Source organism: Agromyces salentinus (genome assembly GCF_009749395.1).
Taxonomy (GTDB): Bacteria; Actinomycetota; Actinomycetes; order Actinomycetales; family Microbacteriaceae; genus Agromyces; species Agromyces salentinus.
Genome location: NZ_WBIR01000001.1, coordinates 209,603 through 222,589, shown reverse-complemented (window position 1 = coordinate 222,589; position 12,987 = coordinate 209,603). Strand labels below are relative to the sequence as shown.

The window sequence follows — 12,987 nt, the reverse complement described above, 5'->3', positions numbered from 1 at the left end:
GACGAAGGAATGACGATGACGATGACGAAGACGACACCGACGCGACGGGGGAGGCGAGCCGCGGCATCCGCGCTCATGCTCGCCCTCGTCGGCGGCGCGATCGCGGCACCCGCGGCGGCGTTCGCGGTCGACGACGCCGCAGCCGAGGTGCCCACCGCGCCGGTCGTGACCAGCGCGACCACCTGGCGCTACCTCGACGACGGCACCGATCCCGTGAAGGGCGACGCGAACCTCCGGGCGTGGACGACGGGGGCATTCGACGACTCGGCGTGGAAGTCCGCCGCCGGCAGCTTCGGCGCCAAGGCCGGCAAGCTCGCCGCCGTCGGCCCGCGCATGCCGCAGACCCTGCTGAACCAGTACCTTGACGGCGTGGCCGCGCCCGACGTGCCCACCTTCTTCTTCCGCACGAGCTTCACGCTCGAGGCCGGCGTCGCCGACCAGGTCGGCCAGGTGCTCGGCGACGTCGTCTACGACGACGGCGCCATCGTCTGGATCAACGGCGAGAAGGTCGCCGGGCTCAGCGACGAGCGGGTCACCGGCACGACGAACGTGCAGTACGCCGGGTCCGGCGCCTCCGACCCCGCCTCGGCGAGCTTCGAGGCCGCCGGCGACGTGCTCGTCGACGGCGTCAACACGGTCGCCGTCGCGCTCTACCAGGACCGCGCCACGAGCAGCGACATCTACCTCGACATCCCCTCCATCCGCCTCGTCGAGGCGACCGACCCGGGTCAGCCCGTCGACGCACCGCCGTCGCGCGTGATCCTCACGCCCACCGCGACGCCCGAGACGTCGCAGTCGTTCTCGTGGCTCGCGGGCGACGCCTCGCAGACCACGGGGCGCGTCGAGATCCGCCCGACCGCGGGCGGCGACATCCGCTCGATCGACGCGTACGCGGCCGGTGCCGTGAACGGGAATCCGCTCCAGCACTTCTCGGCCACCGTCGACGGCCTCACCGCGGGCACCGCGTACACCTACCGCGTCGGCACGGACACGGGCTGGAGCCCGTGGACCGAGTTCACCACCGCCGACCCGGCCGACGACGAGTTCCAGTTCGTGTACTACGGCGACGCGCAGATCGGCTTGGACACCACGTGGCCGAAGGTCGTGGCCATGGCCGAGGCATCCGCTCCGGACTCGATCGGCTCGGTCCACGCCGGCGACCTCATCGACACGGCGAGCAACGAGACGCAGTGGGTCAACTGGTTCAAGGGGATGCAGACGTCGGCGGCCACGACGAACGTGATGGCTGCGCCCGGCAACCACGAGTACTCGGGCGACAAGCTCCTGAAGTCGTGGAAGGCGAACTTCGAGTACCCGCACAACAACCCGACGACCGAGACCGTCGGTGCCCTCGCCGACCTCGCCGACGGCGACACCGACGCTGCGAGGCAGTACGCCGCGTACTTCGCCCACTGGACCCAGTTCGCCTCGGAGACGGTGTACTTCACCGACTACCAGGGCGTGCGCTTCATCACGCTGAACGCGACGCGCGACACCACGTTCCTCACGCCCGACGGCCTCCCGGCCTGCGGGACGGCCGACTGCCCGTCGACGAAGGTCGCCTCGCTCTGGACCCAGTTCCAGGCCGCCTGGCTCGACCACGTGCTCGAGCAGAGCCCGTCGAAGTGGAACGTCGTGACCTTCCACCAGCCGGTGTACTCCACGTCGGCCGGTCGCAATGAGCCCGTGTTGCGCGAGTTCTGGGTGCCCGTGTTCCAGAAGCACGACATCGACCTCGTCATGATGGGCCACGACCACACCTACGCACGCGGCTACAACGATGACGACGTCACCGAGACGCCCGGCGTCACCGACGGCCCGGTCTACATCGTCTCCAACTCCGGCGCCAAGCACTACGAGCTCGAGACCGACGAGAAGAACGTCTGGACGAACAACGGCGCCACCCAGGTGCTGCGCGGTGCCGGCGTCACGACCTACCAGGTCATCGACGTCTCGAACGACCAGCTCCGCTACCGCTCCTACCTCGCGGAGAAGACGGCGGATGTCACGACCGACCTTCCCGTGGGCGCGGTCTACGACGAGTTCACGGTCACCAAGACGGATGCCGGCGAGAAGTGGGTCACCGAGGCCGGCGTCGAGCCGCCCGTCGAAGAGCCCGACACGACCCGCCCCGAGGTCGCCCTCGTCTCGCCCGCGGCATCCGGCCCGTTCCGCGAGCTCTCGGTGCAGGTCGACGCGACCGATGACCGCGGCCTGGCCCGCATCGTCGCGAACGTCTACCGGGACGGCAAGCTCGTCAAGAGCACGCAGTCCAAGGTCGAGGGCGGCGCGAAGGCCGGATCGCACACGGCGACCGTGGCCCTCGCGTCGGGCGAGTACACGGTCAAGTACAACGCGCAGGACGTCGCCGGCAACATCTCCAGGACGAGCACCTTCGCGTTCACCGTCGACTCGGTCAAGCCGACCGTGACCGTCAAGGACGGTGCGGCGTACACGGTCGCGAAGGGCGAGGCGTTCTCGCTCGTCAGCTTCAAGCTGTACGACGCGGGCAGGATCGATCGCATCGAGCTCAACGGCACGGTCAAGGACCTCTCGAACAACGCCTGGTCCGACCTGAACTTCGTCAGGCCCGGCATGTTCGGCGCGGTCGCGGGCGTCAACACGCTCGTCGTCCACGACGTCGCGGGCAACACCACGACGAGGACCTTCACGCTCGGCTAGGTCGGCGCATGCGCCCGCCAGGGCACCGCGGATGCCGCGGCAGCACCCAGCTGTCGCGGCATCCGCCGTTCCCTCCCCGGGGTCACGGCTGGATAGGCTCGCATCGATGAATGACGACACCGTGGCGATCGCCGGGAACGCGATCCACTGGGCGAGGCAGCACCTGGGTTCCTCCGCATACTCGACCCGCTGTCTGGCGTTCGTCGAGGACGCGATCGAGCGCGGGAACGGGATTGAGATCTTCGGGGGCGACGACGCCGCGGAATCGGCTCGCCTCTACGACGCCGGGAGGACCTCGGGCGAGCCCGGGCCCGGCGACCTGGTGTTCTACGAGAGCGTCGGGGAACTGTTCGGCTCGAGACGGGACTGGGGCCATGTGGGTCTCGGTCTCGGCGGTGGGGAGGTCATCCATGCGTGGGACGAGGTCCGCATCGACGACTATCGGAGTCTCGGGGCGCTCGCTCCCGCCGCAGGCTGGGAACCGCTCCGTCTCCTCGGCCGGGTGCCGCTCGCGCGCGTGCTCGAGGGCAGTCGGGTGAGGGCCTGGTCCACCGACGCCGTCTCGGAAGCCGTGCGTCAGCAGGCCGACCGATTCTCCGGCTCGTGACCCGGATCTGATCCTTGCTCGGCGCCGGCCGACGGCGCGGGCTCAGCCGTGCGCGACGCGCGCGACGTCCCCGCCGTCGTCATCCCCGCCGTGCAACTCGAGCACGAGCCGCGCGATGTCGCGCACCAGATCGAGCGGCAGCGGCTTGGTGTACGGCAGGTTCACGGTGTCCTTGGCGGCGCGCCACGGCGCGATGCGCGCCTCGAGCTCCTCGTCGGCGGCGTGCGGCACGGGGTAGAGGCCGATGTGCTTCTTCCAGCCGGCGAAGTGCAGCCAGTAGCGGCCTCGGATCGCGATGCCCGGGATGTCGTAGCGGAGCCGCTCCTCGGCATCCGGAAGCACCTCGTGGATCGCCGCGCGCACGGCGGCGAGGCGCTCGGCGGGCTCGCCCTCGAAGGTCGCGAGGTACTCGTCGACGGTGGTCGGCTTCTCTGCTGGCATCGGTTCCCCCTCCGGTGGTCACGATATCGGGCGACGGCGGCCGGGTCGATGGCCGGGCGGATGCCTCGGTCCGGCAACGTGCGCCTCGATCAGGTAAGGTGAGGCTGCCCTTATCGCGACGACAACGGAGGCCCCGTGGCCATCAGCAACCTCGAGATCACCCACGCCGACACCGGCGTCGTCACCGCCGAGGTCGTTCGTGCCGAGCGCATCTCCCCGCACTTCGTGCGCCTCACGCTGAGCGGGCCCGAGCTCGACGACTGGCGTCACATCGGCTTCGACCAGTGGTTCCGCCTCGCGGTGCCGACCTCCGACCACACGCGCTTCGACAACCTCTCGGACAAGTACGACATGGGCGGGTACCTCAAGTACCTCACGCTCCCGAAGGCCACGCGGCCCGTGATCCGCAACTACACGGTGCGCGAGTTCCGTGCCGCCACGCTCGACGCCTCGGCCGAGCTCGACATCGACTTCGTGGTCCACGGCGACGAGGGCGTCGCCGGTCCGTGGGCCGAGACCCTCCCGGTCGGCATCTCGGTGGGCCTCATCGACCAGGGCTGCGGCTACAAGGCCGTCGACGCCGACTGGAACCTGCTCATCGGCGACGAGAGCGCCCTGCCCGCCGTCGCCGGGATCCTGCGGGACCTGCCGCGCGACGCTCGGGGCCACGCGGTCATCGAGATCCCGGATGCCGCGGACCGCCAGCCCTGCGGCGAGCCCGCCGGTGTGACGGTGCACTGGATCGTCCGTGACCACGGCGAGCAGGCCGGCGTCGCGGCCCTCGAGTTCGTGAAGGGCCTCGAGTTCCCGGCCGGCACCGTCACCGCGTTCGCCGCGGGGGAGTCGGCGCTCGCGACCGGCGCTCGCCGTCACCTCGTCAACGAGCGTGGCGTGCCGAAGACGCACGTCGTGTTCTGCGGCTACTGGAAGGCCGCCAAGCCCGGGCACTGACGGCCGGCGGCGCGACTGCTCAGGCGACGATCGGCGTGCCGCCGAGCGGCTCGTCGTGTGCGGATGCGTGCCCGGCCTGGGTGTCGGAGTACACCGCGTCGACGAGGATCGGCAGGTGGTCGCTCGACCCGCGGGGCAGGGTCTCGACCTTGCGGATGTCGAAGCCGGCCGAGGTCGCGAGGTCGAAGTGCCCGCGGAAGAACTTGTACCGCGTGTAGGTGCGGCTGTCGCTCAGCGTCAGGTCGTACCCGGCCTCGCGCACCTTCTCGGCCAGGTTGTCCTTGAAGATCGGGTAGTTGTAATCGCCGACCATGAGCGTCGGCAGGTTCGGTCCGAGCAGTTGCAGCTCGCCGAGGGCGGCCTTGATCTGGTGGCGGCGCAGCGAGTTGAGCGCGGTCAGCGGCGCGGCGTGGAAGGACGCGACGATGGCCTCGCGGTCGTGCTCGAGGTCGTGCACGCGGGCGCCGAGCAGGCGCTCGTGCGCCGGGCGCAGCACGCGGTCGTGCATCGACTTCTTGAGCGCCACCGTACGGAGGCTGCGCACGTGGATGCGATCGGGTCGGTAGTACACCGCGAGGCCGAGCCGGCTGCCCACCGTCGAATGCGCGAGGCGCAGGCGGCCGACGTGCTCGGCGAGGTCGAGGGTGTCGCACTCCTGCAGGCAGACGACGTCCGGCGAGTAGCGCTCATCGAGCGCCGCGAGTTCGGAGATCGCGCGATGCTTGCGGAGGTTGTAGCTGATCACCAGCATCCGTTCAGAATACGGCCACGGCGCGTCTTCATGCGGGGCTTGCGCGGGGTTTCACTGCGTGTTCACGGTTCTGCCGCGTCCGTCCCCGCGTCGGCGGCCCGGTCGGCCCGCCGAGCTCGCCATCGCAACCGCCGCCGCGACTTCGGCCGCGACCAGGTCCGCGTTGATCGCGGCGCCCGCGGCGTTGCCCGCGCTCATCGCGAACGGCACCGAGGAGCGCGGGTCGGTGACGTTGCCCGCACCCCAGACGCCGGGCACGCTCGTGCGGCCCATCGGGTCGACGGCGACGAACTCCCCGCCCATGGGGTGTACGGCGCGCTCGGCGCCGAGGGCGCGCAGCAGGTCGTCGTTCGGCACCTGGCGCGGCCCCACGAAGAGCGCGTCGATCGCGACCTCCGTGCCGTCCTCGAGGCGGATGCCGGTGAGTCGTCCCTCGGCGTCGGCGAGCACCTCGACGACGGCCCGCTCCTCGACCCGGATGCCGCGTGCGGCCAGCCCCGCCCGGTCGGCGCCGGGCAGCTCGATGCCGTGGCCGAAGAACGTCACGTCCGGCGAGAGCTGGCGCATGAGCTGCGCCTGGTGCACGTTCATGGCGCTCGTCGCGAGCACGCCGATGCGCTCGTCGCGGTGCTCCCATCCGTCGCAGTACGGGCAGATGAACGCACTTCGGCCCCACTGTTCGGCGAGTCCAGCGATGGCGGGGAGTTCATCCCGGACGCCGGATGCCACGAGCAGGCGCCGGGCGAGGTGCCGGGTTCCGTCGCCCAGCACGATCTCGATGCCGCGGTCGGCGCGGTCGGCCGCGGCATCCGGCTCAGGGTCCTCGATGACGGATGCCGCGGCGATGCGCCCCTCGCGCAGCTCGACGCCGTCGTAGCGGCCGAGCTCGGCGCGGGCATCGGCGAGCAGGTCGAGCGGCGACGTGTGGTCGCGCCCGATGACGCCGTGCATGTGCCCGGCGAAGCGGTTGCGCGGCCGGCCCTCGTCGACGACGAGCACGCGCCGTCGCGACCGTCCGAGCATGAGCGCGGCGCTGAGGCCGGCGCTGCCGCCGCCGGCGATGATGACGTCCCAGGAGTTCTGCTGCATGCTTCCCATCGTGCCGACGGCATGGTGGAATGGCAACGTCGTTTGCCGGAACGGCAAGGTCGCGAGTGCGAGGAGTCGAGATGGCCAGGTGGAACCCGGAGGAGTTCGAGACGGATGCCGCGGCATCCGCTGCTCCTGAACGCGGTGGCGACCGGGCATCCGCCGGAACCGCCGGCGCCGCCGCGACCGACCTCGACGCGGGCTTCGACCGCTTGCTCGACGGCGTCGGCGCCCGGCTCCGCGCCCTGCGGGCACGGCGCGGGCTCACCCTGTCGGAGCTGTCGGAGCAGACCGGTGTCTCGGTCAGCACGCTGTCGAGGCTCGAGTCGGGAGGGCGCCGGCCGACGCTCGACCTGCTCGTGCGGCTCGCGGCCGTCTACCGCGCGAGCCTCGACGACCTGGTCGGCGCTCCGCAGATCGCCGATCCTCGCGTGCACCCGAAGCCGTTCTTCCGCAACGGGCGCGCGATCATCCCGCTGACGCGGAGCAACCCCGACGTGCACGCGTACAAGATGGTGCTCCCGGGGCATCCGCCCGAGCAGCCGGTGGAGCAGAGCGCCCATGAGGGCTACGACTGGATCTACGTGCTGAGCGGGCGCGTGCGGCTCGCGCTCGGCGACGAGGAGATCGTGCTCGAGGCAGGCGAGGCGGCCGAGTTCGACACGCGCACGCTGCACGGCCACGCGAGCGCCTCGGGCACACAGCCCGCCGAGGTGCTGAACCTGCTGAGCACGCAGGGCGAGCGGGTGCACCTGCGCGGGACCGCCGGCAGCGGCGACTCGTGAGGTCTTGGCGGGGGCGCCAGCCGGAGTGGCAGGATGGCAGCATGCTGCGTCGCGAGGTCGGGAACCGCTGATGGCCGCCGCCTCCGACGCGCGCGCCGAACTCGCTGCACTCTGCGAACGGGGCCTCGCCTGGCATGCCGACCTGCCGAAGTGGGCGACGGATGCCGAGGCGAGGCGCCCGGCCGCGGTGCTCGTGCTCTTCGGCGTGCTCGACGACCTGCCCGCGCAGGCGAGGGGCGAGCGCGACGCCGCCCCGGTCGCGAGGGTCGCCCGCGACCTCGACGTGCTGCTCCTGCGCCGGGCGTCGACGCTCGGCAGCCACCCCGGGCAGATCGCGTTCCCCGGCGGACGCATCGAGGAGAGCGACGACGGCCCCATCGCCGGTGCCCTGCGCGAGGCGGCCGAGGAGACCGGGGTCGACCCGGCCGACATCGAGCCGCTCGGCACGCTCCCGCCGCTGCCCGTGCCCGTGAGCAACCACCTCGTGACGCCGGTCCCGGCCTGGTGGACCACGCCGTCGAAGGTCGCCGCGGTCGACCACGACGAGTCGGTCGACGTGTTCCGGGTGCCGGTCGCCGACCTGCTCGACCCCGCCAACCGGGGCAACACCGAGATGACCTTCGGCGGCACGGTCTACCGCGGCGCCGCCTTCACCGTCGGGGGCCGCGTGGTGTGGGGCTTCACCGCGCTCGTGCTCGCCCGCATGTTCGACGAGCTCGGCTGGTCGGAGCCGTGGGACGAGGATCGCATCGTGGAACGCGACGACCTGGCGCAGTGAGCCGCACCGACGACGGCGGCCGCGCCGGCCCGTCGTGTCACATCTCGCGCGGCTCCGCGGTCGGAGTTGCTGAGGAAGAGGAGAGCACATGAGGATCGCCGTCGCCGGGGGAACCGGCACCGTCGGACACCACGTCGTCGAGGCCGCACGCGAGCGCGGGCACGAGGTCGTCGTGCTGACCCGCTCGAACGGCATCGACCTGATCTCGGGCACCGGGGTGGCGGCCGCGCTCGCGGGGGTTGACGCCGTGATCGACACGGCGAACGCGAACACCACCTCGGCCGGGGCCGCGACCGCGTTCTTCTCGATGGTCGCGAAGACCCTGCTCGACGCCGAACGGGCGACCGGGGTCGGCCACCACGTCGTGCTCTCGATCGTCGGCGTCGACCGCGCGCCCCACGGCTACTACGCCGGCAAGGTGGCGCAGGAGCGGGCCGTCGAGGCAAGTTCCGTGCCGTACACGATCATGCGGGCGACCCAGTTCCACGAGTTCGCGGAGCAGATGCTCGGCATGCTCTCGTTCGCGGGGCTGCACCTCGCACCGAGGATCCCGTCGCAGCCGGTCGCGGCCCGCGAGGTCGGGGAGCGGCTCGTGCTGCTCGCCGAACAGGAGCCCGCCGGCCGCAGCGCCGACTTCGCCGGGCCGCGCCAGGAGGACATCGCCGACATGGTCGCGCGCCTCGTCCGGGCCCGCGGCCTGCGCGGCCCGGTCGTGCCGGTCGCGCTGCCGGGCAAGCAGTTCTCCGCCATGCGTCGTGGCGAAGCACTGCCCGGCCCCGACGCCGTGCTCGGCTCGCAGACGTTCGAGCAGTGGCTGGGCGAGCACGGGGCGCGCGCCACGGCCTGATCTCGAGCGCTACGCCGTGATCTCGAGCGCGACGCCGTGATCCCGATCCCTACGCCGTGATCTCGATCGCTACGTCGTCGGCGCGAGCCGCACCATCCACCGGGCGGGCTCAGCCAGCGGCTCGAAGCCGAACCGCTCGTACAGGCCGTGCGCGTCGGCGGTCGCGAGCATCGTGCGGCGGAGGCCGAGCGGCTCGAGGTCGGCAACGACGCCCTCGATGAGTGCCACGCCCACCCCGCGCCCGCGAACCGACGGGTGGACGTACACGTCGCAGAGCCAGGCGAACGTGACGCCGTCGGTGATGACGCGGGCGTACGCGACCTGCTGCCCGGATGCCTCATCGAAGACGCCGTAGTTGCGGGATCCGTCGATCGCGGCATCCTGTCGCTCGCGGGGACGCCCGAGCGCCCAGTACGCGTCGATCGAGAGCCAGCGGTGCACGAGAGCGCGGTCGATCTCGTCGCGGTCGGTGGAGAAGCGGAAGCCATGCTGCATCCCTCCATCCTCGGACACGAGGAGCGCCTCATGCACGGCGGAGTCCCGATCTTGCGGTGGAGTCCGGCGCGAACGGCGTTCCACCGCAAGATCGGGACTCCGCCGCAGGAGACGCCGCCGCACGGCGCCGACGCCGCCTACTTCGACATGTCGTAGCCCGTGACCGCCCGCCCGGCGGGCTCGTACACGAGCAGCATCGCCCCGGTCGAGAACACCCTCGGCGGCTCGGCCAGCGCGAAGGCCGAGGGCACGCCGGTCGGCCCCTCGAAGAGCCGCTTGCCCTGCCCGAGCGCGATCGGATACACGTACAGGTTCAGGCGGTCGACGAGGCCCGCCTCGAGCAGCGACCGGGCCAGGTCGCCACTGCCCACCACGTGGATGTCGTCGAAGCGCTCCTTGAGCGAGCGCACGTCCGCGACATCCGACAACGCGGTCGTGCCCGCCCACGCGGGCTCGCGGAGCGTGCGCGAGACGACGAACTTCGGCATCGCGTTGAACTTCACGGCGATGGGCTCGTCGCCCCGGTACGGCCAGAACGCGGCGAAGATGTCGTACGTGCGGCGGCCGAGGAGCAGCGCGTCCATGCGCTCGATGCCCTCGCCGATGACCGCGCCGTTCTCGTCGTCGAGGTAATGGCCCTGCCAGCCGCCGAGCTCGAACCCGCCCGACTCGTCCTCGTCGGGCCCGCCCGGGCCCTGGTAGACCCCGTCGAGCGTGATGAACAGGTCGACCGAGATGATTCCCATGGTGTGCTCCCTCGCAATCCGCCGGCGCGACCATCATAGGAACGACCTCGGCGAACCGCACCGGCCGGTCACGTCGAGGTGATCGGATGCCGCGACGCGGCGTCAGGCGATCGGATGCCGCGTCCGGCGTCAGCGGGTCAGGAACCGCCGCACGGCCTCGGCGGCCACCTCGTGGTCGATGACGTCGGGCTCGCCCGAGACGGTGATCGTGCCCACGAGCTCGCCGTCGACGCGGATCGGCAGCGAGCCGCCGTGCGCGCGGAACACGTCGGGGTCGACGTCGTCGCGCTGGTCGAACGGCGTGCCCGCCTCCTCGTGGCGGCGGCGCACGAGCAGCGACGGCTCGCCGAAGCGCTCGACGACGGCGGCCTTGCCGGCCAGCCACGGATCGTTCTCCGCCCCGGTGTCGCGCAGCTTGGCGAGGAACACCACGTCGCCGCGGAGCACGATGCGCACGGCGAGGTTCAGGCGGCGGGAGCGGATGACCTCGATCGCCGTGACGCCGAGGTCGACGGCGTCGTCGTTGACGAACGAGGGGACGTCGAGCTGGGGCTGCGCCTCGAGATCGGCGACGGTGAAGACGGGAAGTTCTGGCATATCGGCTCCTGACGTGCGGTCCGCCCAGAGTAACCGGGCGAGGTGAATGCCGTGAACGCCCGGTCGAGGGTGCACGTTCCGCCCGGCGGCCGGCCCGATCCTGGCCCGGCCCGCCGGCCTGGCCGGGGTCGGTGGTCGATGCCAGACTTGGCACGTGCTGCTTGACGAGATCGTCACCACCACCGACGCCGTCACCGCGACCCGCTCGCGACTGGCGAAGATCGAGGCGCTCGCCGCGCTGCTCGTGCGGCTCGAGCCCGACGAGGTCGAGCCCGCCGTCGGGCTCCTCGTGGGCAAGCCGCGCCAGGGCCGGCTCGGGGTCGGATGGCGCGGCATGCAGACCGTGCTCGCCGCGGCCGAGACCGCCACGGAGCCATCGCTCACCATCGGCGAGCTCGATGCGGTGCTCGACCGGCTGGCCGCGGCATCCGGCGCTGGATCGAGCCTCGAGCGCAGCCGTGAGCTGCACGACCTCATCGCGTCGGCGACCGCCCGCGAGCAGGACTTCATCGCGCGGGCCCTGCTCGGCGAGATGCGTACGGGCGCGCTCGAGGGCGTGCTCACCGACGCGATAGCGAAGGCCGCCGACCGCCCGGTCGCGAGCGTCCGCCGCGCGGCGATGCTGCAGGGCGACCTCGGCGCCACGGCCCGGCTCGCGCTGACCGGCACGGCCGACGAGCTCGACGCCGTCGGACTCGTCGTCGGCCGGCCCGTCCAGCCGATGCTCGCCTCGACCGCGTCGAGTGCGGCGGCCGCCCTCGAGACCACCGGCGAGGCATCCGTCGAGTACAAGCTCGACGGCGCGCGCATCCAGGTGCACCGCAACGGCGACGACGTGCGCGTCTTCACCCGCAACCTCGCCGACGTCACGCACCGCCTGCCCGAGGTCGTCGAGGTCGTGCGCGGGCTGCCCGTGCGCGACGTGATCCTCGACGGCGAGACCCTCGCCCTCGATGAAGACGGCGCCCCGCGCCCCTTCCAGGAGACGATGTCGCGCTTCGGAGCGGATGCCGCGCGCGAGACGCTGCTGCATCCGTGGTTCTTCGACGTGCTGCACGTCGACGGCCGCGACCTGCTCGACGAGCCGCTGCGGGTGCGCATCGCCGAACTCGAGCGCATCGCCGCCGATCACCGCATCCCGGGCGAGGTCACGGATGATCCCGAGGTCGCCGAGCGCGTGTCCCGCGAGGCGCTCGCCGCGGGTCAGGAGGGCGTCGTCGTCAAGGCGATCGACGCACCGTACGCCGCCGGCCGTCGGGGCGCGAGCTGGATCAAGGTGAAGCCCGTGCACACCTACGACCTCGTCGTGCTCGCGTGCGAGTGGGGGTCGGGCCGGCGCACCGGCCTGCTGTCCAACCTGCACCTCGGCGCGCTCGACCCCGCCGGCGAGTTCGGCGAACCGGGCGGGTTCGTCATGGTGGGCAAGACGTTCAAGGGCCTCACCGACGAGCTGCTGCGCTGGCAGACCGAGCGCTTCCCCGAGATCGAGACGAGGCGCACCGCCAACACGGTGTTCGTCGAACCGATCACGGTGGTCGAGATCGCGATCGACGGCGTGCAGCGCTCGAGCCGCTACCCCGGTGGCGTCGCGCTGCGCTTCGCGCGCGTGAAGCGCTACCGCGACGACAAGCCGCCCGCCGAGGCCGACACGATCCAGACGCTGCGCGGGCTGCTGCGCGACGAGAGAGAGGGCACGAGATGACCGAGGGCGGGGTGCGACAGCTGCGGCTCGTCGTGGAGGCAGAGGACTTCGAGGCGGCGCTGGCGTTCTACCGCGACGTGCTCGGCATGCCGCAGCAGGAGGCCTACAGCGGCGACGACGGGGCGGAGGTCGTGATCCTCGACGCGGGCCGCGCGACCCTCGAGCTCTCGAACCCCGCCCAGGTGCGCTTCATCGACCGGGTCGAGGCCGAGGGGCAGCCCAGCGATCGGCTGCGCGTCGCCCTCGAGGTCGGCGACGCCGTCACGGTGACCGCGCGGCTCGTCGACGCCGGCGCGGAGCTCATCGCCGAGGCCCGCGAGACGCCGTGGCGCTCGATGAACTCGCGCCTCCGCGGGCCCGCCGCACTGCAGCTCACCCTGTTCGAGGAGCTCGACTGAGCCGCGCCTCCACCCGTGACGAGCCGTCGCCGTGCGGGGCGCGGCCGGGGGTGGTGGCCGACCGGCCCGGCCGGTAGCCTGTGCCGCGGACGGGCGCCGTGGCCCGTCGGCCGCTGCC

General features: G+C 71.9%; 15 protein-coding genes. 9 read left to right on the top strand and 6 right to left on the bottom strand.

All coding sequences use genetic code 11. The features are described from left to right. Positions 1-15 precede the first annotated feature (15 nt). Together GQQ95_RS01045 and GQQ95_RS01040 are read left to right on the top strand one after the other, a co-directional pair. On the top strand, positions 16-2,682 hold the full coding sequence (locus GQQ95_RS01045) for a fibronectin type III domain-containing protein (RefSeq protein WP_246205125.1): 2,667 nt from the start codon (positions 16-18) through the stop codon (positions 2,680-2,682). A 106-nt stretch (positions 2,683-2,788) separates the two neighbouring features. Continuing rightward, the gene (locus tag GQQ95_RS01040; protein WP_157425774.1) at positions 2,789-3,289 is read left to right on the top strand and encodes an NlpC/P60 family protein; all 501 of its coding nucleotides are present in this window, start codon (positions 2,789-2,791) and stop codon (positions 3,287-3,289) included. A 42-nt stretch (positions 3,290-3,331) separates the two neighbouring features. Here the strand turns inward: GQQ95_RS01040 and GQQ95_RS01035 are convergent, their stop codons facing one another. Continuing rightward, positions 3,332-3,730, bottom strand: coding sequence for an iron chaperone (locus GQQ95_RS01035; protein ID WP_157425773.1), 399 nt, complete (start codon positions 3,728-3,730; stop codon positions 3,332-3,334). A gap of 135 nt (positions 3,731-3,865) precedes the next feature. Between GQQ95_RS01035 and GQQ95_RS01030 the strand changes: the two genes are divergently transcribed. Next, positions 3,866-4,681, top strand: coding sequence for a siderophore-interacting protein (locus GQQ95_RS01030; protein WP_246205124.1), 816 nt, complete (start codon positions 3,866-3,868; stop codon positions 4,679-4,681). 19 nt (positions 4,682-4,700) lie between these two features. On the opposite strand, the gene GQQ95_RS01025 is transcribed toward GQQ95_RS01030, so the two are convergent. Together GQQ95_RS01025 and GQQ95_RS01020 are read right to left on the bottom strand one after the other, a co-directional pair. After that, positions 4,701-5,432 (bottom strand): endonuclease/exonuclease/phosphatase family protein, encoded by a 732-nt coding sequence (locus GQQ95_RS01025; RefSeq protein ID WP_157425772.1) that lies wholly within the window; start codon positions 5,430-5,432, stop codon positions 4,701-4,703. Positions 5,433-5,483: 51 nt separating this feature from the next. After that, entirely contained in the window at positions 5,484-6,521 is a 1,038-nt protein-coding gene (locus tag GQQ95_RS01020) for an NAD(P)/FAD-dependent oxidoreductase (protein WP_157425771.1), read from the bottom strand. Between the two features lie 80 nt (positions 6,522-6,601). On the opposite strand from GQQ95_RS01020, the gene GQQ95_RS01015 reads away from it, so the two are divergent. From GQQ95_RS01015 to GQQ95_RS01005, 3 genes are all read left to right on the top strand, one after another. Next, complete coding sequence (locus GQQ95_RS01015; RefSeq protein WP_157425770.1) at positions 6,602-7,306, top strand: helix-turn-helix domain-containing protein; 705 nt, start codon at positions 6,602-6,604, stop codon at positions 7,304-7,306. A gap of 70 nt (positions 7,307-7,376) precedes the next feature. Then, on the top strand, positions 7,377-8,084 hold the full coding sequence (locus GQQ95_RS01010) for an NUDIX hydrolase (protein WP_157425769.1): 708 nt from the start codon (positions 7,377-7,379) through the stop codon (positions 8,082-8,084). Between the two features lie 88 nt (positions 8,085-8,172). Next, entirely contained in the window at positions 8,173-8,931 is a 759-nt protein-coding gene (locus GQQ95_RS01005; RefSeq protein ID WP_157425768.1) for an SDR family oxidoreductase, read from the top strand. 69 nt (positions 8,932-9,000) lie between these two features. Here GQQ95_RS01005 and GQQ95_RS01000 read toward each other — a convergent pair whose 3' ends face one another. Beyond that, on the bottom strand, positions 9,001-9,426 hold the full coding sequence (locus GQQ95_RS01000; protein WP_157425767.1) for a GNAT family N-acetyltransferase: 426 nt from the start codon (positions 9,424-9,426) through the stop codon (positions 9,001-9,003). Between GQQ95_RS01000 and GQQ95_RS00995 the strand changes: the two genes are divergently transcribed. Further along, complete coding sequence (locus tag GQQ95_RS00995; RefSeq protein WP_157425766.1) at positions 9,418-9,582, top strand: hypothetical protein; 165 nt, start codon at positions 9,418-9,420, stop codon at positions 9,580-9,582. The genes GQQ95_RS01000 and GQQ95_RS00995 overlap by 9 nt on opposite strands. On the opposite strand, the gene GQQ95_RS00990 is transcribed toward GQQ95_RS00995, so the two are convergent. Together GQQ95_RS00990 and GQQ95_RS00985 are read right to left on the bottom strand one after the other, a co-directional pair. Further along, on the bottom strand, positions 9,564-10,172 hold the full coding sequence (locus GQQ95_RS00990) for a dihydrofolate reductase family protein (protein ID WP_157425765.1): 609 nt from the start codon (positions 10,170-10,172) through the stop codon (positions 9,564-9,566). The genes GQQ95_RS00995 and GQQ95_RS00990 overlap by 19 nt on opposite strands. A 129-nt stretch (positions 10,173-10,301) precedes the next feature. Continuing rightward, positions 10,302-10,769 carry a heme-degrading domain-containing protein gene (locus GQQ95_RS00985; RefSeq protein WP_157425764.1) on the bottom strand — a complete coding sequence of 156 codons (468 nt, stop codon included), beginning with the start codon at positions 10,767-10,769 and terminating at the stop codon, positions 10,302-10,304. 154 nt (positions 10,770-10,923) lie between these two features. Between GQQ95_RS00985 and GQQ95_RS00980 the strand changes: the two genes are divergently transcribed. Together GQQ95_RS00980 and GQQ95_RS00975 are read left to right on the top strand one after the other, a co-directional pair. Further along, the gene (locus GQQ95_RS00980; protein ID WP_157425763.1) at positions 10,924-12,471 is read left to right on the top strand and encodes an ATP-dependent DNA ligase; all 1,548 of its coding nucleotides are present in this window, start codon (positions 10,924-10,926) and stop codon (positions 12,469-12,471) included. Then, positions 12,468-12,869 carry a VOC family protein gene (locus GQQ95_RS00975; protein WP_157425762.1) on the top strand — a complete coding sequence of 134 codons (402 nt, stop codon included), beginning with the start codon at positions 12,468-12,470 and terminating at the stop codon, positions 12,867-12,869. Before GQQ95_RS00980 ends, GQQ95_RS00975 begins: the two co-directional genes overlap by 4 nt. Positions 12,870-12,987 lie beyond the last annotated feature (118 nt).